The organism is Tsukamurella soli (assembly GCF_039541155.1).
Classification (GTDB): domain Bacteria; phylum Actinomycetota; class Actinomycetes; order Mycobacteriales; family Mycobacteriaceae; genus Tsukamurella; species Tsukamurella soli.
Genome location: NZ_BAABFR010000042.1, coordinates 18,812 through 40,384 on the forward strand (window position 1 = coordinate 18,812; position 21,573 = coordinate 40,384).

The 21,573-nt window shown below is 69.6% G+C and carries 23 protein-coding genes; 15 read left to right on the forward strand and 8 right to left on the reverse strand.

Annotation, left to right across the window (positions count from 1 at the left end; genetic code table 11):
- The first annotated feature begins 15 nt into the window (after positions 1–15).
- Both ABD908_RS14280 and ABD908_RS14285 read left to right on the forward strand, forming a co-directional pair.
- Entirely contained in the window at positions 16–417 is a 402-nt protein-coding gene (locus ABD908_RS14280) for a chymotrypsin family serine protease (protein ID WP_344996922.1), read from the forward strand.
- A gap of 592 nt (positions 418–1,009) precedes the next feature.
- On the forward strand, positions 1,010–1,342 hold the full coding sequence (locus ABD908_RS14285) for a hypothetical protein (RefSeq protein WP_344996925.1): 333 nt from the start codon (positions 1,010–1,012) through the stop codon (positions 1,340–1,342).
- Between the two features lie 95 nt (positions 1,343–1,437).
- Here the strand turns inward: ABD908_RS14285 and ABD908_RS14290 are convergent, their stop codons facing one another.
- Positions 1,438–2,418: a hypothetical protein gene (locus tag ABD908_RS14290; RefSeq protein WP_344996928.1), complete on the reverse strand. Its 981-nt coding sequence runs from the start codon at positions 2,416–2,418 to the stop codon at positions 1,438–1,440.
- Positions 2,419–2,874: 456 nt separating this feature from the next.
- On the opposite strand from ABD908_RS14290, the gene ABD908_RS14295 reads away from it, so the two are divergent.
- On the forward strand, positions 2,875–3,612 hold the full coding sequence (locus ABD908_RS14295; protein WP_344996931.1) for a class I SAM-dependent methyltransferase: 738 nt from the start codon (positions 2,875–2,877) through the stop codon (positions 3,610–3,612).
- Positions 3,613–3,816: 204 nt separating this feature from the next.
- Here the strand turns inward: ABD908_RS14295 and ABD908_RS14300 are convergent, their stop codons facing one another.
- The 3 genes from ABD908_RS14300 to ABD908_RS14310 all read right to left on the reverse strand — a co-directional run bounded on the left by ABD908_RS14300 (position 3,817) and on the right by ABD908_RS14310 (position 6,757).
- Positions 3,817–5,142, reverse strand: a complete 1,326-nt coding sequence (locus ABD908_RS14300) for a diguanylate cyclase domain-containing protein (protein WP_344996934.1) — start codon at positions 5,140–5,142, stop codon at positions 3,817–3,819.
- On the reverse strand, positions 5,139–5,948 hold the full coding sequence (locus ABD908_RS14305) for an SAM-dependent methyltransferase (protein ID WP_344996937.1): 810 nt from the start codon (positions 5,946–5,948) through the stop codon (positions 5,139–5,141). The genes ABD908_RS14300 and ABD908_RS14305 overlap by 4 nt, the downstream gene beginning before the upstream one ends.
- Positions 5,949–6,187: 239 nt before the next feature.
- Positions 6,188–6,757, reverse strand: a complete 570-nt coding sequence (locus tag ABD908_RS14310; protein ID WP_344996940.1) for a TetR/AcrR family transcriptional regulator — start codon at positions 6,755–6,757, stop codon at positions 6,188–6,190.
- Positions 6,758–6,819: 62 nt separating this feature from the next.
- Between ABD908_RS14310 and ABD908_RS14315 the strand changes: the two genes are divergently transcribed.
- Positions 6,820–7,740 (forward strand): SDR family NAD(P)-dependent oxidoreductase, encoded by a 921-nt coding sequence (locus ABD908_RS14315; RefSeq protein ID WP_344996943.1) that lies wholly within the window; start codon positions 6,820–6,822, stop codon positions 7,738–7,740.
- A 757-nt stretch (positions 7,741–8,497) separates the two neighbouring features.
- The gene (locus ABD908_RS14320; protein ID WP_344996946.1) at positions 8,498–9,208 is read left to right on the forward strand and encodes a COG4705 family protein; all 711 of its coding nucleotides are present in this window, start codon (positions 8,498–8,500) and stop codon (positions 9,206–9,208) included.
- 251 nt (positions 9,209–9,459) lie between these two features.
- Here the strand turns inward: ABD908_RS14320 and ABD908_RS14325 are convergent, their stop codons facing one another.
- Positions 9,460–9,879: an LGFP repeat-containing protein gene (locus tag ABD908_RS14325; protein WP_344996947.1), complete on the reverse strand. Its 420-nt coding sequence runs from the start codon at positions 9,877–9,879 to the stop codon at positions 9,460–9,462.
- Between the two features lie 25 nt (positions 9,880–9,904).
- On the opposite strand from ABD908_RS14325, the gene ABD908_RS14330 reads away from it, so the two are divergent.
- Positions 9,905–10,210: a hypothetical protein gene (locus tag ABD908_RS14330; RefSeq protein WP_344996950.1), complete on the forward strand. Its 306-nt coding sequence runs from the start codon at positions 9,905–9,907 to the stop codon at positions 10,208–10,210.
- A 289-nt stretch (positions 10,211–10,499) separates the two neighbouring features.
- On the opposite strand, the gene ABD908_RS14335 is transcribed toward ABD908_RS14330, so the two are convergent.
- The 3 genes from ABD908_RS14335 to ABD908_RS14345 all read right to left on the reverse strand — a co-directional run bounded on the left by ABD908_RS14335 (position 10,500) and on the right by ABD908_RS14345 (position 13,316).
- Entirely contained in the window at positions 10,500–11,258 is a 759-nt protein-coding gene (locus ABD908_RS14335; RefSeq protein ID WP_344996953.1) for an SDR family NAD(P)-dependent oxidoreductase, read from the reverse strand.
- Positions 11,258–12,091 (reverse strand): enoyl-CoA hydratase, encoded by an 834-nt coding sequence (locus ABD908_RS14340; RefSeq protein ID WP_344996956.1) that lies wholly within the window; start codon positions 12,089–12,091, stop codon positions 11,258–11,260. The genes ABD908_RS14335 and ABD908_RS14340 overlap by 1 nt, the downstream gene beginning before the upstream one ends.
- Before the next feature lie 70 nt (positions 12,092–12,161).
- A complete protein-coding gene (locus ABD908_RS14345) occupies positions 12,162–13,316 on the reverse strand; it encodes an acyl-CoA dehydrogenase family protein (RefSeq protein WP_344996959.1) in 1,155 nt (384 codons plus the stop codon).
- A gap of 147 nt (positions 13,317–13,463) precedes the next feature.
- On the opposite strand from ABD908_RS14345, the gene ABD908_RS14350 reads away from it, so the two are divergent.
- From ABD908_RS14350 to ABD908_RS14390, 9 genes are all read left to right on the forward strand, one after another.
- The gene (locus tag ABD908_RS14350) at positions 13,464–14,207 is read left to right on the forward strand and encodes an SDR family NAD(P)-dependent oxidoreductase (RefSeq protein ID WP_344996962.1); all 744 of its coding nucleotides are present in this window, start codon (positions 13,464–13,466) and stop codon (positions 14,205–14,207) included.
- A 76-nt stretch (positions 14,208–14,283) separates the two neighbouring features.
- Positions 14,284–14,811 carry a cupin domain-containing protein gene (locus tag ABD908_RS14355; RefSeq protein WP_344996965.1) on the forward strand — a complete coding sequence of 176 codons (528 nt, stop codon included), beginning with the start codon at positions 14,284–14,286 and terminating at the stop codon, positions 14,809–14,811.
- Between the two features lie 16 nt (positions 14,812–14,827).
- Complete coding sequence (locus tag ABD908_RS14360) at positions 14,828–16,366, forward strand: long-chain-fatty-acid--CoA ligase (protein ID WP_344996968.1); 1,539 nt, start codon at positions 14,828–14,830, stop codon at positions 16,364–16,366.
- A 24-nt stretch (positions 16,367–16,390) separates the two neighbouring features.
- The gene (locus tag ABD908_RS14365; RefSeq protein WP_344996971.1) at positions 16,391–17,701 is read left to right on the forward strand and encodes a TetR/AcrR family transcriptional regulator; all 1,311 of its coding nucleotides are present in this window, start codon (positions 16,391–16,393) and stop codon (positions 17,699–17,701) included.
- 41 nt (positions 17,702–17,742) lie between these two features.
- Positions 17,743–18,270, forward strand: a complete 528-nt coding sequence (locus ABD908_RS14370; RefSeq protein ID WP_344996974.1) for a GNAT family N-acetyltransferase — start codon at positions 17,743–17,745, stop codon at positions 18,268–18,270.
- A gap of 118 nt (positions 18,271–18,388) precedes the next feature.
- The gene (locus tag ABD908_RS14375) at positions 18,389–19,648 is read left to right on the forward strand and encodes a glycosyltransferase (protein ID WP_344996977.1); all 1,260 of its coding nucleotides are present in this window, start codon (positions 18,389–18,391) and stop codon (positions 19,646–19,648) included.
- Between the two features lie 45 nt (positions 19,649–19,693).
- Complete coding sequence (locus tag ABD908_RS14380) at positions 19,694–19,939, forward strand: F0F1 ATP synthase subunit C (protein WP_344996980.1); 246 nt, start codon at positions 19,694–19,696, stop codon at positions 19,937–19,939.
- Positions 19,940–19,989: 50 nt separating this feature from the next.
- Complete coding sequence (locus tag ABD908_RS14385; RefSeq protein WP_344996983.1) at positions 19,990–20,244, forward strand: hypothetical protein; 255 nt, start codon at positions 19,990–19,992, stop codon at positions 20,242–20,244.
- Positions 20,245–20,376: 132 nt separating this feature from the next.
- Positions 20,377–21,573, forward strand: a 1,197-nt coding sequence (locus ABD908_RS14390) for a serine/threonine-protein kinase (protein WP_344996986.1), incomplete at its 3' end; no start/stop codon positions are given.

Here is a 21,573-nt window from a genome sequence, read left to right on the forward strand (position 1 = left end):
GCCTGTCGAGGGTGTGTGCTGCCCCTGAACCTCGCCGCGGTCCCTGCTGCAACAGCCGGCACGGGAGCGGAGACCGAGCCGATCGCCGGCACCAACGGCGAGGCTCCCCGTCGGAAACCGATCTGCCTGTACGGGGCGCACAGCGGCATCAGTTGCGGTCCGCTGACCGCTGTCGACACCTCCACGATCCGGTGGGACGATCCGTCGGTCGAGAAGGGAGACGGTGGAGCGCCGGTGTTCGCGGCCGTCGATGCGGGCGGGATCTGCGTGAACGGAGTGCTCAGCGGGGACAACGACTCCGGCGCCGCAGTCGCGACCTACGTCGTGCCGGCGCTCAGCCGCCTGGGGGGTGACCATCGTGCGGTCACCGGGAAGCTGACCCGGATGCCGGGCTCGCCTCACCGAACCGCTTTGTAGACATGGGGAACCATGAAGCGAGTCGCCACAGCGCTCATCGTCGGGCTCGTCCTCCCGCTCGTGCTCACCGCCTGCGGCTCGCCGGCTAACCACCCGGTTCACCGGTGCCATCTGGCTGGCCATGGCCACCTACACCCCGATCCAGGCCCGCGGACCGGCTCTTGACATAGAAGACCCGGCCGTGGTGCACGGCGACCAGCGGCGTCTGCTCCACCTCCACCCGCTACCTGCACGTGCTGGCCGTGGACACCACACAGGCGCCCGTAGCGTGGGAGGTCACCGTGCAACTCGCGTCGGCTGACGGCGTCTGGTATCTCCACGACGTCGGCTATGACCACGAGGTGCGCGGCTGCTGAAGCAACAACGCCGGCGTGTGCCACCGGTCGTCGCCCGTACGTAGTCGCGGGCGCGCACTCCAGCCCGCGCCACTCATAGATATTGTCGGTACCGAACCGTTACGCACCGGGGGTGCCGCGGAAACGTCCACGATGCCCACGTATTTGGTTCGTTCAGATGACAGGTCTGGGCATACCGCCGCGGCCGTCACCGGTTGGCGCGCCCGGAGCGTCCCCGCGTCGTAACCTCCCGTCTCGTGATCGAACTAGTCGCGAGGATGGTGTCAAGCAGTCGGCCCGTCACGCCCTGGTTCTCCGTCGCCTACGCATGGGTTCCGTCCCGTGTGCCGACGGAGGTACCGGTGTGGACGACGCAGGCCGACCTGGTGGGGTATGTGCGGCGAGGCGGTGAGATCCAGGTGTGGTGCGAGCGCGAGAGGTACGGCGTCGGGATCATGACCGACGACGTCGGGCGCGAGGTGCTGCGAGCGCATGAGTTCGGGGTGTGGAACAACTGCCTCGACTGCCTACCGCTGCACGAGGACGGTGGGCAGGGATTCCTGGCTGCGCCGCAGGTGTGCGACGCGTGACGGCGGGCGGGTGCGTCGACCCTGGCCTGGCGTCTTCGTGTTGCTGACGACCTTCCGGTCTCGTGCGCCGTCGCCGGACAGGGCGACGCTCGGGGTCAGCTGGGAAGCGCCTCGATGATGGCGTCGGCGAACTGGCCGCGTGCGGCCAGGTCCACCAGCCACGTGTAGTCGGCTGCCGCGATCGCCTCGTTGATCGTCGACCATTCGGGCAGGTCGTCTTCGTCGGTGTATTTGGCCGGGGGCGCCGTCAGTACGACCGACAGCGGCGCTGCCCCCGTCATGTTGGTGATCGCAGCGGTGACGTCGGCCGGTGTGCTGTCGTCGGCGGCGTCGTTGGCGCCCAGTTCGACTATCACCAGGTCCACACCGCCGAGTGCGTCGTAGAGCTTGCTGTTGATGGTGTCGCCGACCCAGCTCTGGGCGGATACGGCGGTGATTCCGGCCACCCCCCAGGTCAGGGGACGGATCCCGAAGTCCTCGTCCCCTGCGTATTCGATGCATCCCAAGGCGACGCAGTCGTTCCCGGTGGGAAGGGTTGTGCACTGCAGTTCGACCCAGCTGCCGGGGGCGGCGAGACTGCCGCTGGAGATGTTGATGTACGGCGAGTCGGCGTTCGTCACGGTCGCTGTGCCGGTGGATTCGCCGGTCATCGTCACGGTCCAGCCGCCGGGGTTGGTGTTGACGCCGTAGAACTCGACGCTTGTGCAGCCCGCTCCGATCGGGATCCGGATCGGGTCGTCGTCGAGCAGCAGACTGTGGGCGCCGGGGACGTTCGCCCATGATTCGGCCCAGTCGGGCACCACCACGTTCCCGTCCTGTGTGGGCAGCGGGTAATCGCATCCACCGGTGCCGTCCACCGAGTAGCCGTCGAGACTCATCGGGATCCAGCCCCGGCCCCCGGTGGGGAGCCCGAGATGCGCGCGCAACAGTTGGGCGACGCGATCTCCGAACAGCTGGTTGCGGTCGGTGACGCCGACGTCGGGGGTGTTCCGCCATCCGTTCGCCCGGCTGTCGCCGAGCGTGAGGACCGTGATGGGCCGCGAGAAGCGCTGCGCGATCGTATTCGTCCACGCCACCGGAACAGTCGTATCGGAGTCCTCCGTCGAAGGAATCGAGGGCTGCGCGCGAGCCCCTAGAACAACCCTGTGGGTATATCAGCTACTCACCGACGTTCGGCCCCGAAGCGTGAAACTGACTGGCGGCCATGGTATTGCGCTGTGGTTCGAGGCCCGGGGAGCGTGCTTCATGCCAGGAATGGATGTATGGTGTCGAACTCTTCCGGTCCGCCACCGCGGTGCCCGGCGCGCCGGTACCGGGCACGCGGCCGGCTGCGGCATGCGGCTCGCGGTCACTTGCGCAGCCGGTCGTGTCGGGACGACAGGGGCTTGTCTGCCACGCGGTCGGAGCGGGTCGTCACCGCCCCGGCGTGGAGGTGGCGCCATTGTGGCTCGATGTGGCCCAGATGTGCTCGACGATGTCGGAGCGTTGCGGCGGCTGTTCGCGGCCTGAGTGCGTTCGGGGCGGCAGACGGGATGACTCCGATACGCCTGAATCGGGCCCTTTCGGGACAATTTTTCCTGTACTTTCGCTGTATTCCGAATTCGAGTGTCCTGCGAGTCAGTCGTGAGCACGGTTATGAAACTCCGCGCGGCGACGTCCAGGCGCTCGTTCCGATCGATGCCAGGAACATGTTGGAGTTCGGGTGTTCCACAGGTTCGTTGGGCGCGGCACTCAAAGCCCGACAGCCGGCCAGTGTCGTCGGCGTGGAGCCTGATGAGACGTACGCGGCGGAGGCGCGGACGCGTCTCGACCATGTCGCTTGCGCGACGGCCGAGGAGTTCCTCGGCGGCCCTGCGCCTCTGCAGGCTCCGTTCGACTGCGTGATCGCGGCCGATGCACTGGAGCATATGGTCGACCCGTGGAGCGTGATGCGGGACGTCGCGACGCTGCTCGCTCCGGGTGGCTGCGTGGTCATCAGTGTGCCGAACGTGCTGTACTGGCCGGCGCTCAAGCGTGTGGTCGTGGGCGGCAGCTGGCCTCGCGATGACCAGGGGATCTTCGATGCAACGCACCTGCGGTGGTTCACCGAGGCGGATGCGCGTGCTCTCGTGGACAGCGCGGGACTGACGATCGAGACCGTGCAACACAGCTACTGGACGTCATCGCGGCGGCGGCTGGCCGTCATCCGTGCGCTTAGTCGCACGCCGGCGAGCAGGTTCCTGGCTGCGCAGATCTTCATCAGGGCGCGGAAGCCCGCCGTATCGGGGTGACCCGAGCCGGCTCCGGCTGGGACGTTCCGCCTCGGTGATGGTCGATACGACACCAGCTCGCCGCGTTCGAGCCGATGTGTGCGACGAGCAGGATCAGGACGTCGACGACGTGTCGACTCTGCCGCCGGACATAGCGGCACTGCCGGCCCGGGAGCGGTCGTACCTCACTGGCTGAGCCCACCGACTGAGCCGATCGCTCAGTGTTCAGGTTCGCGGCTGTGTGCCGCCTCGGCGCCGCCTCTTCGTGGCGTACATGGCGAGGTCGGCGGTGTGGAGCATGCTCTCGATGTCGCGGGAGTCGGAGGGATGCCCCACGGTGGTGCCGGTGCTCGCGGCCACGCGCAGTTCGGCGCCGTCGATATCGACGGGTTCGTGCAGCACCTCGTCGACCCGTCGGGCGAGGGAATCGAGCCGATCGGTCGTCGTGATGATGAGGAACTCGTCGCCGCCGATGCGCGCCACGATGTCCTCGGCGCCCGTGATGGCGCGGAGGCGGTCGGCGGTGACCTGCAGGATACGGTCGCCGACGCGGTGTCCGTGGGTGTCGTTGATGCGTTTGAAGTCGTCGAGGTCCACGTACAGGAGGTGGACAACAGCTCCGCGACCCCGCTGATGTGATTCGGCGGCGACAGCCTGTTTCAGATGGCGGTAGGCGTGGGCGCGGTTGGCGAGTCCGGTCAGCGTGTCGTGGGTGGCCTCGTATTCGAGGCGCTGCCGTCGGTGTCTGGCTTCTGTCACGTCGGTCAGTAGGTACATGTGGTGCCCGTCGGCTGCCGGGGAGTCGACCTCGCGGACCAGGACATCGGCCCACCAGGTCCGGCCGTCCTCGGCGCGGAGTTCGTGCTCGCCGTCCGCGACAGCGGCGGAGTCGGTATCGGCGCCGGGCACGGCACCGTCGCGGGTGTGCCGCGTGTCGACGAAGAACCGTGCGACGGCCTGCCCGCGCAGCCCCGGGGCCGCGAATCCGAACATGACCTCGGCGGCGGGGTTGCTGTCGGTGACGACGCCGCCGTCATCGGTGATGACGATGCCGATCGGGGACTGTGTGAACACGGTGCGGAAGCGGTCCTCCGACAGGTGGTAGGCCGAGACCGCACGTCGACGGGCGGCGTCGACGGCGGCGTGGATGTCGGACTGCTCTGCCAGGATGCGATCCCGCAGTGCCTGCGTGAATCCGGTCGCGACTCCGGACAGCACAACCGCGAGTCGTGCAGGTGCCGCCGGGCCGGGCCGGGGAGCGCAGTCGCACCTCGCTCCGAAAGCGTGGGAGATCACGTCGAGGGTCCGTGCCAGTGCTTCCGGGGTGGTGCACCCCCGGGCGACGAGTTCCTTACCGACGGCGGCGATCCGGTCCACGTCCGGCGCGTTGGCGTGCCACTGTTCGTGCAGAACGGTCAGCAGCAGGCGCAGCGGCTCCAGGTGCCCGCTCACGCCGGTACCGGTGTAGCCGGTCTCGGTGACCGCCATCGCCCACGCCAGGGCCGTGGCCTCGGGATCGAACTGCGGGGCCGGCGGCTGCCCGCCGGTCACCGAACGGCGCCCGCCAGACGACCTACCCCCGCGTATCCCGGGAAGTGCTCGGGGTCGGTGCCGGTGTCCGCCGGCGAGGCGGGACGCCACAGCGGCACCCGCACCAGCCCCGGTTCGACGAGGTCGTAGCCGGGGAAGTACAGCGAGGCGAACTCGTCGCGGGTGCGGAAGTACATCGGCTCCGCGGTGCGGGCGTAGACGCCCTCGACCTCGGCCGCTACCGTCTCGTTGTCGTCCCTGCTCGCCGCCGAGACAGCCAGATAGCTCCCCGGGGCGCACGCGTCACGCAACGTCGAGAAGATGGTCGCCGGCTGGTCCGTGTCCGACAGGAAATGAGCCAGCGAGAGCACCAGGATCGCGATCGGTTGGTCCAGGTCCAGCAGCCGGTGCAGCTCGGGGTCGGCGAGCAACTCGCCCGGGCGCCGTAGATCCCGGTCGATGATGATCGCGTCGCTCTGCCCGTCCAGCACGGTCGCGCTGTGCGCGAGCGCGACCGGGTCCAGGTCGACGTACACGACCCTGCTGCCGGGTCCGGCGGCGCGGGCAACTTCGTGCGTCGCCCCGACCGTAGGGATCCCCGAACCGATGTCGAGGAACTGTCGGATCCCCTGCTGGCCGAGGAACCGGACCGCACGCTGCAGGAACAGCCGGTTCTGCGCAACGATCCGCATCACATCGGGCTGCGCGGCGATCACCTGCCGGGCCATCTCCCGGTCCACCGGGAAGTTGTGCGCACCACCCAGGAAGTAGTCGTAGACCCGCGCGACACTCGGTACGGACAGATCCACGTCGTCAGCTGATCCCATCACCCGGCTCCTCGATCCACACCAGTTCGTCGCACTCGCGGCTTCAGACGTGCACACCAGGGTGCTCGGCCTCCAAGGCTAGGCCGCGATGCAGAATGTGAGCTTCGCCAGTGACAATACGCGGGCGGCTGGGGGCGGGTCGCGTGCCCTTACTCAAGCGAGGTGGCTGGCATGGGGCGACTTCGGGAACCGATCCTTCACCTGGTGCGTCCGGTGGATCAGGGCTGGGTGCGGGCCGCTCAGCGTGTGCGTGAGCCGCGCAGGAGACGCCGGACCGTGTCGGCGGCGAGACGGTCGGGCTCGTGTGCCGGGGACAGTGTGTTGCTGGCGGCCAGTGTGGCGATGCCCTGCAGGGAGGCGAGCAGGATCACGCCGAATCGTTCCGGATCGTCGATCGCCGCATCGCTGTCTGTGAGGAGGGCGAGCAGGATCGCCGCGCACGCGTCGGAGGCGGCGCGTACGTCGGCTGACGGACCGCGGCTCTTGCGGGTGTACATCACGTCCAGCAGTGCGGGGTGGTCGGTGGCGAACCGGACGTAGTCGAGTGCAGTCCTGGTCAGCCGGTCCTCGAACGCCTCGCTGCCGGACGAGGCCGCCGTCAGTGTGGTGCCCAGCCGTGCGAAGCCCTCGACCGCGAGCGCGTCGAGCAGCGCCTGCCGATCGGGGAAGTGCCGGGCGGGTGCCGCGTGCGAGACCCCGATGTCCCGCGCCAGCGAGCGCAGCGAGAGCGCTTCGACGCCGCCGTCGGCCAGGACCAGTTCGGCGCGGGCCAGCAGCTCGGACCGCAGGTTCCCGTGGTGATACGCCATAGCGTTACCGTACAACAATGTTGGCATTGACAGCATTGTTGCCTCCGTCTACATTAGCCTCCATGAGCAAGGCCGACTGGACCGCATCCGACATTCCCGACCAGACCGGACGGACCGCCGTCATCACGGGTGCCAACGCCGGCCTCGGTTTCCAGACCGCCGCCGCACTCGCCGCGCACGGTGCGCACGTCGTGCTCGCGGTGCGCGATCTTGAAAAAGGCGAGGAAGCAGCCGCCGGGATCACCGCCGAGTCACCGGGTGCCGCGGTCACGGTGCAGCAGCTCGACCTGAGCTCGCTCGACTCGATCCGCACGGCGGCCCGCGAACTGCGCGCCCGCTATGACCGCATCGATCTGCTGGTCAACAACGCCGGTGTGATGTGGACGCCTGAATCCACCACCGCGGACGGATTCGAGCTGCAGCTGGGCACCAATCACCTCGGCCATTTCGCCCTCACCGGCCTGTTGCTCGACCGCATCCTCCTGGTGCAGGGCTCGCGCATCGTCACCGTCAGCAGCGAGGCCCACCGCCGGGCCTCCATCGACTTCGACGACCTGCAGTCGAGACGGAAGTACAGCAGGCCGGGCGCGTACGGGCGGTCCAAGCTCGCCAACCTGCTGTTCGCCTACGAGCTGCAGCGCCGACTGGCCGCGGCGAACGCCCCCACGATCTCCCTCGCCGCGCACCCTGGGGGCTCCGCGACCGACCTGTTCCGCAACGCCGATCCCCTGGTGCGGGCGTTGTTCGACAAGGTCATCGTCCCATTGGTCGCCCAGGACGCTGAGCACGGTGCCCTGCCGTCCCTGCGGGCCGCCACCGACCCTCAGGCGGAAGGCGGCCAGTTCTATGGACCGGACGGCATCGCCCGTATGCGCGGCTATCCCAGGCTCGTAACGTCCAGCAAGAAGTCCCACGACGCCCAGGACCAGCGGCGGCTCTGGACCATCTCCGAGGAACTGACCGGCATCACCTACCCCGTTTGACCCATCCAGCCATGGCGGGGTGGGCGTGGGCGGTGCGTGTTCACCGAGGGGGAGGGGACACTGCCTGCCGAGATGAGATGTGCATGTGAAGCGCCGTGACGTGGCGCGGCCGATGTAGGGGCCGACCGGGACGGCGGCAGGCCCGATGGTATCCGGTGCGTCGTGTCGGTTCGCCGGGGCGTGGTGTTCTGGAGTGCCAGGCGCGCCCCTGTGGGGAGCACGCGCAGGGAGGGCACGGCGCCGTACGTTGGGATCCTCGCAACGGGAGGGTGAGATGGCCGACGAAACAGGGTGGTACCACGTGAGCTCCTCGACGAACCGAGAGTCGATAGCGACACATGGCCTCGATCCGCGGCGGATGGGTGCTGCCCGCGGGATCGCCGGTAGCCGTCAGCCCGAGAGGGAGGGTTGCTTCCTGGCTCGCGGAGAAGCCGGGTGGAGGTTCTTCGTCGACTTGAACAGCACTGGAGGGCCGGTCGATGTGTGGCGGGTCCGCGGAGTAGAGGCGGGTACCTTGGTGACTTCGCTGGAGGGGTTCTGCTACTTCCCCGGAGCGATTCCCGCGGACAGAGTCGAGCTTGTCGAGCAAGACGCGGCGAGGCGGTAGCCGGGCCACCGCGGTGGAGGTCGTAGGAGTTATCACCGGAAGCGGGTGGGGTGTCGGCCGGATGGCCTACACGGCGACCTTCCATCGCGCCTCGATGGGGTGGGTGCACACGGCCGACCCGGTCGGGCGCGTGTGGCTGGAGGGGATGGTGTGACCAGGGTCCCGGAGATCACCGCGCGGTTCTGGGTGATCAGGACCATGTTCACCGCGGCGTGCGTGTTCTGGCCGGACTACCTGTTCGACCATCTCGGCAGGGTGGTGACCACCGCGGGCATCGTCCTGGCGCTGGCGACGGCGCTGGTCGTGCAGCTGCGAGCGGCGCAATACCGACCGTGGCGGTTCTGGGTGGCGATGCTCGCCGTCGGCGTCGCGGGAACGGAGGCGGCGAACGGCCCCCACGTTCTTGGGATGTCGTACCCCATCGTTGCGATGGTCTGGATGCTGATCCTGGTAGCGCTCGTGGTCGGGTGGCAGGCCACGGCCGGAACCGTCTCGCTGCGTCGCGTCGACTCCGCCGCTCGGGAGCGCTGCTTCTGGGCGTGTGCGCTCGCAGCGGGTGCGGTCGGCACCGCCGTGACGCACATGACGCCGCCCTTGTTGATCACGTGCCCTGGGGTGCAGGTCCTACTGTGGGCCGGCGCGGTCGGAGGCCTCGCATTCGCGTACCGGCGCACTGCATGGGTGTCCGCAGCCACGTTCTGGTGCGGGTTCGTCCTCACCCGACCGCTCGGCACGGGCTGCGCGTTCCTGGTCAGTGCTCCGCACCACGGGCTCGGGCTGGGACCGGCCTCGACGACCGGACTCTTCGCGGTGGTGTCCCTACTGGTGATCGGGGTTCCGGCGGTCGCGCGTAGTAGATGATCCGCGACCCGTTCGGTAGCCGTCGGTGGGGCTCGGTGGGCGGTATCGAGCATCAGGGCCCTTCGGCTGGTGCTTGCCCCCCGATCGCGGCGGCTCGCCGTCGGACAACTACCTGGCGCGGGGCGGGGCAAGCGGCACCTACCCGACAGTCGCACTGCCCTCCGGCCGGCCGGCGGCAACAGGGGCGCCGACACTCGTCACCGGCCTTTCCCGCTGTGAAGGACCGGCAGGTATCGGCGTCGCCGTGATCACTACAGGCCGGCCGGCACGATCCTTCCGTTCACCGTCACCTGGACCTGATGAGTCTGGGTGTTGTAGGTGACCTTGCCGTGCTCGAAAGTGGTCTGCATCACCACACCCGTGGTGGTCTCTTCACTGGTGACGGGTCCGAGCGGGCCGGCGGAACCGTTGGTACCGCCGACGGTGACCGGATCGCCCGCAGCGTTGCGTTCGACGTTCCACGCGTCGCGGATCTTGCCCCAGGTCAAGTATGCGGGCGTGCCGGCATCGGCGTTCCGCGCGCTGATCACACCGCCCTCGAACTGCTGGAACACCACACCGCTGGCGCGCGTGCCTCCGTTGTGATCGCCCGTCAACACCAGGCCGAGAAGCTTCTTCTCCGCCGGCGTCGCCGCGGCGTATCGGGCGGCGATGGGACCGGTGAGGGTCACGTCGCGGCCCCCGACCCCCGTCAGGGTGACAGAGCCGGCGGCGGGCACGACCGTCCGCGAGGCGGCCGGGCGCACGGTGGTGCGCGAGCCCGAGGGGCGCGTGGGCGTCGAGGTACGGGGGGTTGCTGCGGCCGACGTGCTGGTGGGGGCACTGCTCGCCGTCGCCGCGACATCGGTGACGGCGTGGCTGCTGCAGCCGGTGGCGATCGACACGGTGGCGATCGCGGTGACCACACCGACAACGCGACGGTCTGCGAACTTCCTCATGGGGACCTTTCAGATCTTCCTTCAGCTCTTCCTGCGGCTCGAAGTGATAGCCCATCGAACCTGAGAACTGGAGTGACTCTATCCGGAACCGTGTGCCCGCACCGGGGAGTCGGTCACTCGCCCGATTCGAAGACCAGTCGCATCCCAGCCCTGCGGGGTGACGGCCGCTGGACTCTAGTGGCGTCGGCGGCCCCGGGGGAACCCAGCGGTACCGGAGCCGCCCGCCCGGCGTCTCAGGCGTGGCCGGCGGTCAGGTGTCCGCCCGGCTGCGACTCGAGTGCACGCTGCTCAGGCGCTCCTCGGGACCTGACGACGCCCACCACGCCGCATCATCGAATCCCGACGGGTCGGGCTCACTTCTTCGTCATGCGGAGCCCTGCGTCCAGGCGGATCGTCTCGCCGTTGAGGTACGGATTCGCCACGATCGCCATCACGAGGTCGGCGAACTCGTCGGGATGGCCGAATCGCGGCGGGAACGCGATCTGGTCGGTGAGGACGTCCCGCGTCGGTTCGGGGACGGTGCTCACGAGCGGGGTCGAGAAGAGCCCCGGGGCGACGGTGACGACACGCACGGCGTGGGTGGCGAGGTCGCGGGCGGCCGCCAAGGTCATCCCGATCACGCCGGCCTTCGAGGTGGCGTAGGCGACCGCCCCCGCCTGACCCTCGTATCCGGCGATCGACGCCGTGTTGACGACCACGCCGCGCTCCCCGCTCTCGGTCGGCTCGGTGGCGGCCATCGCGGCTGCGGCGACCCGGAGGACGTTGAAGGTGCCGCCCAGATTCACGTCGATCGCGAGGCGGAACGCGTCGTAGTCGTGTGGCCGCCCGGCACGGTCGACGATCCGACCGGACGCCCCGATGCCGGCGCAGTTCACCGCCACTCGCAGCGGCCCGGCCGCGGAGGCGGTGTCGACGGCGCGCTGCACCGCCGCCGAGTCGGTGACGCTGCCCGCGGCGAAGCTGCCGCCGAGGCTCTCGGCCACAGCCTCGCCACCGGCGTCCCGGTCGACGATCACGACGTGGGCGCCGGCCGCCGCCAGCCGCCGCGCGGTCGACTCACCGAGGCCGGAAGCCGCCCCGGTCACGAGGGCCGAGGCACCCTCGAGCCGCATCACCGGCCCCTGACCAGCGGCACGCCGGCCGGGTCGATCAGCGCGCCGTGACGCGCCAGGTTGTTGGCGTGGCCCACGTGATGGAGGGCGAACGCGGTGTCCATCGCCTGCTGCAGTCCCTGGGCGTCCTGTGATCGGTTGACCGAGGTCTTCGCCAGTCGAATGCCGAACGGGGGCCGGGAGGCGATACGTTCGGCCAACTCCATTGTGGCCGACTCTAATTCGGCGATCGGTACGACGGTGTTGACCATTCCGTACGAGCACGCCTCCGCCGCGGTGATGGGGGTACCCGTGAACAGCAGTTCCTTCGCCTTGCGGGCGCCGATCTCGAAGGCATGGGCGAAGTACTCGACGCCGTTCACGCCGAACGCGGCGACCGGGTCCGAGAACGTCGCATCGGTGGAGGCGACCACGAGATCCATGGGCCACACCAGCATCAGCCCGCCGGCGATCACGCGGCCCTGGACCTGTGCGATGGTCGGCTTGGGGATCTCCCGCCACCGTCGGCACAGACCGAGGAACGCCTCACACTCGAACGCGTAATGCCCCTCGACGCCGGGCGCGTCGAAACCGCCGCCGACGGTGGCCGTCGGTGCGCCCGGCAGCGTGAACGGCGCCGAGAGGTCGTGCCCGGAGGAGAAGTCGGGCCCGTCCGCAGCCAGGACGATCACCCGGGCGTCATCGTCGGCGGCGGCGCTCGCGAGTGCCGCGTCCAGCTGGTAGAGCAGCGCCGGATCCTGGGCGTTGCGTTTCTGCGGTCTGGCCAGCACCACCCGCGTGATGTGCGGCGCGGGGTGTTCGATGCGGATCCGCTGCTCGTGTCCTGCGTCCATGGGGTCCTCGTTGCGTCGGTCGTGGGATTCGTGATCGGGCGGGTCGGGGTGGCTGCGCGGTCGGGTCAGGTCACCGGTCGACCAGCGTTCGCCCGATGATCTCCTTCATGATCTCGTTGGTGCCGCCGTAGATCCGTTGCGCGCGAGCGGCGGTGTACATCCGGGAGATCGGGTACTCGTCCATATAGCCGTAGCCGCCGAACAGCTGCAGACATCGGTCGACCACCTGGCCCTCGAGGTCGGAGAACCACCACTTCGCCATGGAGACGGTGGTGTCGTCGAGGTCGCCCGCCAGCAGCCGTGCGACGCAGTCGTCGAGGAACGCGCGCGCCACCCGGGCGTGGGTCGCGCACTCGGCGAGTTCGAACCGGATGTGCTGCTGCTGGATCAGCGGCTTGCCGAACGCCTTGCGCTCGTTGACATATCGAGTCGTGATCTGGACGGCGTGTTCGATCGCGGCGGTGGCGGTGACACCCACGAGCAGGCGTTCGACGGGCAGCTGCCCCATCAGCATCGCGAAGCCCCGCCCCTCATCGCCCAGTCGGTTCGACGCGGGCACCCGGACCCGGTCGAAGTGGAGCTCGGCGGTATCCGAATCGTGTTGTCCCATCTTGTGCAGGGTTCGCCCGACCGAGAAGCCCGGGCGGTCGGCCGTCTCGATGACGAACAGCGACAGGCCCTTTCCGCGCTTGGTGGGGTCGGTGGACGCCGCGACGATCACGAGATCGGCGCACGCGCCGTTGGTGATGAACGTCTTGGAGCCGGTGATCAGGTAGTCGTCGCCGTCGCGAACCGCCTTCGTACTCAACGACTGTACGTCCGAGCCCGTGTCGGGCTCCGTCATCGCCAGGGCGCCGATCATCCGGCCGGCGGCCATCTCGGGCAGCCAGCGGGCGCGCTGCTCGTCGGTGCCGTACCGGACCAGGTAGTGCGCGACCACGACGCTGTGCACCTGCACCGGGGCCGGGCTCAGCCCAGCCCGCACGAGGGCGTCCAGCACGGCGAAGTCGTGTGCGACGGTGCCACCTCCGCCACCGTCCGCGGCCGGCACCCCGCAGCACAGGAGGCCCAGTTCGCCTGCCTCGAGCCAGAAGGCGCGGTCCACATGCTGCTGCCGGCGCCACTGATCGACGTTCGGCGTCCCCGCGGCCGCGGCGAACCGGCTCGCCAGATCGTGGAGCGCCGCCAGTTCAGCGTCCGCCGACCGGCTGGTGTGAGCGGGCATCGGTCCTCCATATGTCTTTGACTGATATCGCAATATGTTGACTCTCAACTGCAAGTCTCTCGACCATTGCCCTACATGTCAATAGACGCTATCGTCTGTTGGGGAGCACGGTGGCGTGCATCACAACTACGACAGACGGGTGTGAAGATGGCTGAGAAGTCGCCCCTGGCAATCATTACGGGCGCGGGCGGAGGGCTCGGCGCAGCGTGCGCGAAGGCGCTTGCCGACGACGGATACGCCGTGACTCTGCTCGACCGCGACAAGGCCACGCTCGACGCCGCTGCGGAGGGTCTCGTGGAGTCGGGGGCCGAGGTGGACACGATCGCCGTGGATCTCCTCGACGCCGACGCCGTCACAGAGGCGATCACCGGGTACCCGGGCCGCAGTCGGCTGCGTGCGCTCGTCAACTGCGCAGGGCTGATCTCGCTGGGCGGAATCACCGACATCACCGTCGAGGACTGGGATCGCGTGGTCGGCGTCAAGCTGCGCGGCGACTTCCTCACGTGCCGGGCAGCGGTCCCGATCATGGTCGCGAACGGCGGCGGCGCGATCGTCAACATCTCCTCGATGTCCGGACGCACGAAGTCGGTGCTCACCGCGCCGAACTACGTGGCCTCCAACTCGGGTGTCATCGGACTCACCATGACCCTCGCCGCGCAGGTCGCCCGGCAGGGAGTGCGCGTCAACGCCATCGCGCCCGGCATGATCGACACCCCCATGCTCGGCGCGTACTCGTCCGAGCAACTCGACGGTATCCGGTCGGCAGTACCGATGGGACGGTTCGCGTCCGCCGCAGAGATCGCGGCGGTCGCCTCGTTCCTGGTCTCGGACAAGGCGAGTTACATCACCGGCGAGACGCTCAACGTCAACGGCGGGATGTTCATGGTCTGACGGAACGACCTTCCCGATACCGACCCACCGAACCGTATCCGACACCCACACAACACATTCAAGGGAGAGTGAACAGATGAGCAGCCTCGAGAACTACCAGGCCCGCGTGGTCACCACCGGCTCGACCGCGGACGGGCGCTCGACAGTCGTCGCCGACGCGAACACCACCACCCGCGCCGCGACCCCGACGTTCAGCGTCGCCGACGTATGGCAGGTGGATGCGGTCCCACCGGCCGTCGACGCGGCGGACACGCTGAACGGCACCGTCGCCCTGGACCCGCCGAAAGGCGGGGTCCTGGTGCGCATGGTGAGCTTCCCGCCGGACGCCGAATGGCAGGCGTCGGGGGGCTACGAGGAGGCGATGAGCGCGATCGGCGGCGCCGACTCGCATCAGGGCGACAGCGAGATCGTCGGCCTGCACGCGACGGATACGGTGGACGTGTGCACCGTGGTGGAGGGCGAGCTGGTCGCCGTGCTGCAGGACTCGGAAGTGGTGCTGCGGGTGGGGGACTCGTTGGTCCAGCGCGGAACCAAGCACGCGTGGAGCAACCGCACCGATCGGCCGGCGACCATCGTCGCCACGATGATCAGCGCCACCCGCTGAGATCGGAGAGGCGCCCGTGTATCTGACCCAACCGCTGCACCGTGCGCTGCAGCAGTACCCCGACCGGGCCGCGACCATCGACGGGGCTCGGCAGCGCACGTTCCGCGAGCACGTCGAGCGAGTCGCGCGGCTGGCGGGCGGCCTCCGGTCACTGGGCGTCCAGCCTGGTGACCGGGTGGCGATGATGGGACGGAACTCCGACAGCTATCTCGAGTACCTGATGGCCGTCCCGTGGGCGGACGCGGTGCTGGTGCCCGTGAACACCCGGTGGAGTGAGATCGAGGTCGTCGACAGCCTCATCGACTCGGAGGTCGAGATCCTCCTCGTCGACGATGCGTACGTCGAAACCGGCGTAGCCATCCAGGCGAGATGTCCCGGGCTGCGGCACGTGATCCACGTCGGCTCGGGCGACCACCCCGAGCAGTGGATCGATTACGAGACGCTGCTTGCAGATTCGGCGCCTGTCGAGGACGCGCGGCGCTCCGGGGACGCCCTCGCCGCGCTGTTCTACACCGGCGGTACCACCGGACGTGCGAAGGGTGTGATGCTCAGTCATGCCAACCTGGTCACCTCTGCGCTGGGGTGCGCGGCGACCGGATTCTGGACCACACCGAACGGCAGGTTCCTGCACTCCGCGCCGATGTTCCACCTCGCGGACCTGTGCCTGTGGGCGGCGCACTCGCTCGCCGGGAACACCCATGTGATCGTGCCGGGCTTCGACGCGAGGCGAGTCCTCGACACGGTGGAAGAGCATCGGGTCACCGATCTGTTCCTGGTGCCCACCATGATCCAGATGCTGATCGACCACCCGAGTTTCGGCGACCACGACCTGTCCAGCCTGAAGCGGTTCAACTACGGGGCGTCACCCATCTCGCCCGAGGTGCTGGACCGCACGCTGCGCCTGTTCCCGGACGTCGAACTCGGACAGGCGTACGGGATGACGGAGCTCTCGCCGGTCGCGACCCTGCTCGACCCGGAGACGCACCGCAGCGGAACCAGCCGCCGCTTCTCCGCGGGCCGCGCCGCACCGCACAGCGAGGTCCGCGTCGTCGACGTCGACGGTGTCGATATGCCCCTGGGTGAGGTGGGCGAGATCGTCAGTCGGGGCGGACACGTGATGCTGGGCTACTGGAAGCAGCCGGAGGCCACCGCTGCGGTGCTCCGCGACGGTTGGATGCACACCGGCGACGCCGGCTACCTCGACGACGAGGGCTACCTGTTCGTGGTCGATCGGATCAAGGACATGATCGTCACCGGCGGCGAGAACGTGTATTCGGCCGAGGTGGAGAAGGCGTTGTACGGCCACCCGGCCGTCGAGTCGTGCGCCGTGGTCGGGATGCCCGACCAGACGTACGGCGAACGGGTGCATGCCGTGGTGGTGCTCCGTCCGGGCGCCACGGCGACCGCCGACGAGCTGCGTGCACACGTGAAGACGTTGCTCGCGGGCTACAAGGCGCCGCGCAGCGTCGACTTCGTCGACGCCCTGCCGATGTCCGGTGCAGGTAAGATCCTCAAGCGCCGGTTGCGTCGTACGACCGCGACGAACGGCGCGTGACGGACATTAGAATCGACGAGGTGCGTGGGAACGATCGATGACGACGCGGCAGCCGGGGCGGTAGTCGACGGTGCGCGGGCGGCCACCGACGGTGCGACGCCTGGCGCCGTCCGTCGGCCGCGTGACCGTAGGCAGACGATCGCCCGCAACGCGGGAGCGCTGTTCGCCGAGCGCGGCTTCGACTCGGTCCGGATGGAGGACATCGCCGCCGCGTCCGGTATCACGGCCCGCGCCGTCTATCGACACTTCGCCAGCAAGCAGGCGCTGCTCTCGCACATCATCCGGACCAGCCAGAGCCGGTTCCTCGACGCGGTCGACGCTGCGGGCGGAGCGGATCGAACCGACGGGCTGCAGGCCCGGCTCGAGCGCCTGGCGGCGGCGTCGCTCGACAGCCCGCATTTCGCGGTCCTGTGGCAGCGCGAGGCACGCCACCTCGCCGACGACGACTTGGAGGATGTCCGCGCCCGGCTCAACGGGATGGCGTTGGAGCTCGCGCGCGCGATCCGTGCGGCGGCCCCGGAGTTGTCGGAGGTGCGGGCCGAGATCCGGGCATGGGTGGCGCTGGCGATCCTGTCCAGCCCGGGTCATCACGACGCCGTGATCGCCCGCCCGGCGTACGACCGCCTGCTGGTCGCCGCCTGCCGTGCCGCGATCGCCACGCCCGTCGGTCCCTCGGTCGAGCTCCGGGCGACCGGGGACGGTGCCCGCCGGAGCCGCGGCGGGGCCGGCAGTCGCCTGGTCTCCCGACGTGAGCAGCTGTTGGCGACCGCAGCGGACGCGTTTCGACGCAACGGGTTCCAGTCCGTCGGGGTCAACGAGATCGGTGCCGCCGCCGGAATCGCCGGCCCCAACGTGTATCGATACTTCTCCGCGAAGTCGGACATCCTCGTGGCGCTCACGCGGCGCTACCAGGAATGGATCGCGCACGAGACGTTCCGTGCGGTTCAGGCCGACGGTGATGGGTCGCCGCTGCAGGTCCTGCGCTGCCTCGTCGAGGGCTACACGTCCGTCGCCGCGGAATGCCCCGACCTGGTGGCCGTGGCCGTCACCGAATGGTCGCAGCTTCCCGATGGGGAGGCCGAGCAGTACATCCGCGCCAGAAACGATCACCTGGCCGAGTGGGCGCACTGGGTCACGGCGTGCCGTCCCGACGCCGGACGTGCGGAGGTCGCGCTGCTCGTGCGGATCGCCACCATCCTCATCGACGACTCGGTCCGGATCCCGCACCTGCTGAGACAGCCGGGGATCGAGGACGAGCTCGCCGGATCGGCGCTGAACATGTTGGCGCGGACCGATATCGACGCGACCAGGCCGGCACCGTCCGTGCCGTCCTGACCCGGCTGGGCTGCGCCCGGGTGCGGTCGTACGCTGGTCGCGTGGACCTGGGGCGAGCGCGATTCGACGCCGACGTGAGCGGCACCGTCGGCCCGGTGGAACAGGTCACGCTGGGCCCGCCCGATGCCGGCGAACTCCTGACGCTGCAGCGCGCCGCATACGTGACCGAGGCGCAGGCGCACGGGGATCTCGCGCTGCCGCCGCTCACGCAGACGCTCGATCAGCTGACCGCCGAGCTGGCATCGGACGCGCTCGATGCGTTCGGATTACGCACGCGCGCAGGCAGACTGGTCGCTGCGGTACGGCTTGTCACCACCGCGGACGGTGCGATCGTCGACCTCGGCAGGCTGGTGGTGGCCCCAGACCTGCAGGGGAGAGGGCTCGGGAGCCGGCTGCTGCGGCACGCCCTCGCCGGTCTCGCCGGCTCCGGCACTCGGGTGCGGCTGTTCACCGGGGAGCGAAGCGCGGCGAACCTACGGCTGTACGCGCGCTTCGGATTCGCGGAGACGCATCGCTCGCCCAGTGGCGCCGGCTACGACCTGGTGCACATGGCGCTCGACCTGCGCTGAGGCGGGATGGACGCTCTAGATCAAGTGATCTATAGTCTGATCATGTGATCGGATAGCTCCGTCGGTCGGTGCCACTCGGCATCGCCCACGCTGCCGGGCACCGATAGGAGGGGGCTCCGTGGCCGATATCGTCATCGCCGCGTTCGGTTCGCGCGGCGACATCATGCCGCTGACCGACGTCGGGTGCCGGCTGCAGGAGGCGGGCCACCGGGTGGTCCTCACCTCCAACATCGAACTCGACGGCGAGGTGCGGGAGTGCGGGCTGGATGCCCGGGGCATCGATGCCGGGCTGGACACCGACCTCGACCCGTCGACGGACGACGCGCTCCGGATCGCGCTGCAGCTGGTCAGACCCGCCGGGATGCGGCGACTCGGCCACAACCTGCTCGACGCCATCGGCGACGTCCCCGCCGACGTCCTGCTGCTCACTCCGTTCGCCGAGCTCGCGGGCCACCCGCTCGCGGAGGCCCGTGGAATCCCCGGTCTGGGACTCCGTCTGCAACCGCTGTCGGCCACCAGGGATTTCCCGCCCAGCCTGCTCGGCGCGTGGAGTGGCGGCGGGATGGGAAACCGGATGGCCGGCGTGGCGGCGGCGCAGACGGCCGACCGGGTGTACGGCGCCACCGTCGACGCCTTCCGTACCCGTCTCGGCCTGCCGAGGCGCTCTGCACGGTTGCTCCGAAAAGCCCGGACGGCCGCCGAATGGCCTATCCTGCACGGCGTCTCGCCGTCGGTCGTGCCTCGCCCGGCAGACTGGCGCAGCGGGCTCGACACCGTCGGCTACTGGTGGCAGCGCACCCCCGAGTCCTGGTCTCCGCCCGAGGAACTCACGCGCTTCCTCAGCGATGGACCGTCTCCGGTGTTCGTCGGCTTCGGCAGTCTCGTCATCCCCGACCGCGAGCGCGAACGCCTGATGGCGGTGGTGCGCGACGCGCTTGCCGCGGCCGGGGTGCGGGGCGTCGTGCAGTCGGGGGGCGCCGGCCTGACCGTCACCGGTGACGGCGTCCTCACGATCGGCCCGGTTCCGCACGAGTGGCTGTTCACCCGCGTTGCGGCCGTGGTGCATTCGTGCGGGGCGGGCACCACTGCGGCGGGCCTGCGGGCGGGGGTGCCGGCGGTCGCGGTCCCGTCACCCGGTGGAGACCAGCCGTTCTGGGCTCGTCGGCTTCGGGACCTCGGCGTGAGCCTCGCGACGCTGCCCCGACCCAGGCTGGCGAGCGGTCCGCTCGCGGCGGCCATCACCGCCGCCGTCACGGATCCCGGCTACCGCGAGCGCGCGCAGCGGATCGCACAGTGCATCGCGCGCGAAGACGGTGCCGGGCAGGTGGTCTCGGCCGTCGAGCGGCTACTCGACGGCCCTGCTGCGGTGCGGCGATAGAACATCCGATCCGAAGGAGTCGCAACGGCGGTCGACCCGCAACTCGTGAACGGAATCGTTCGCACCGGAGCCATGGTGGCGGGCGGGATCACGCTCGCCGGAGGAGCGATCGGCGCCGGGATCGGCGACGGTATGGCGGGTTCCCAGCTGATCGCCGGGATCGCCCGCCAGCCCGAGGCCCAGCAGCGGATGGTCGCGCCGTTCCTCATCACCGTGGGGCTGGTGGAGGCGGCGTTCTTCATCAACATCGCGTTCATGGCGCTGTTCGTGTTCGCGACACCCGGCGGTTAGGCGCACCGGCGGCGATCGACGCACACGCCGGGCGGCCGTAGGTTCGAGGGATGGCGGAGCAGTGGCGGGTGCAGTTCGATGCGGAGGTGACCTTCGTGAACGGTGGGGGACTCCAGGCGCAGGGCTTCCGGCTCGATATCGCGGGCGACGACATCGCCGACGCCGACCTGGCGGACTACTTCGCGCTCCGCCACCTGGGGCTGCTGATGGTTGCCACCGTCACCGTCGGCAACAAGGTGCTGCTCCGTGAGGCGCACAAGGGGTCGCGGGGCGGGCCGTCGGACCCCGAGACCCGGCGCGACTGATCCCGGACGGCGCCTCGGCGTCGCCCTTTTTCGGCCGGTTCCGATGTCCGGACGGGCGAATCACACCCGCCCGTGCTCACACCGCACGGGTGGTGGTGGCGCGCGCCGCGCGCACCACGGAAGATGGAGCGGATGAGTCGACACGCGCAGCCGCCCGAACGCACGATCGCGGGCTATAACGTGATCCGCCGCCTCGGCGTGGGCGGTATGGGTGAGGTGTACCTCGTGGAGCACCCGCGCCTGCCGCGCCGGGACGCGCTGAAGCTGCTGGACGTACGCGTGAGCCGCAATGACGACTTCGCGGCCCGCTTCCAGCGCGAGGCCGATCTGCTGGCGCCGCTGTCGCACCAGAACATCGTGCACCTCTACGACCGCGGCCTGTTCGAGGGCAGGCTGTGGCTGACGATGGAGTACGTCGACGGCCCGGACGCGGGCCACATGCTGTCCGCCAACGGGCCGATGCCGCTGCCGCTGGCCACCGAGATCGTGGCCGGCGCGGGCGACGGCCTGGACTATGCCTACCAGCGGCACGGCATCACGCACCGGGACGTGAAGCCCGCGAACATCCTCGTCGAGTTCCACGACGGGCGCATCGCGGCGGTCAAGCTGGCGGACTTCGGCATCGCCAAGGCTGCGGGCGAGGCGACGTCGCTCACCTCCACCGGCACCACCATCGGCACTGTCGCCTACATGTCGCCGGAGGCCATCGAGGGTCGCCCCCTCGACAACCGGACCGACGTCTACTCCCTCGGCTGTTCCGCGTTCGAGCTGCTCACCGGCAGTGTCCCGTTCACCGACGACACCATGACCGCGCTGATTGCGGCCCAGCTCACGAAGCCGGCACCGTCGATCACCGAGCGAGCGCCGCACCTGCCGGGCTACCTCGACGCGGTGTTCGCGCGTGTCCTGGCGAAGAACCCCGCCGACAGGTATGCCACCTGCGCAGACTTCGTCGCGGGCCTGCGTGGTGCGGGCGCGGCGACCACCCAGCTCCCTGGCGCGGCGCCCAAGGTCGCCCCCCGCCCGGCGTCGACGGTGGCGGCGTCGCCCGCTAGGCCGGTGGCCGGCCGGTCCGTGCGGTCGACGCTCGGTCCCGCGACGGGCGGCGCCAGGACCCAGGGCATGCCACCGCCTACCGGTGCGCGCCCCTACCCGACGGGGATGGCACCGCGACCTGCAGGAATGGCGCCCCGCCCCGTGGGCGCCGGGCCGAGCAGGACCGGGACGAACGGCCCCGTCCGAGCACCGATCCACCCCCGTCAAGCGCCGCCGGCCACCCGCTGGGCGTCGACGGTGGCAACGCCAACTTCCACGACACCATCGAGCGCG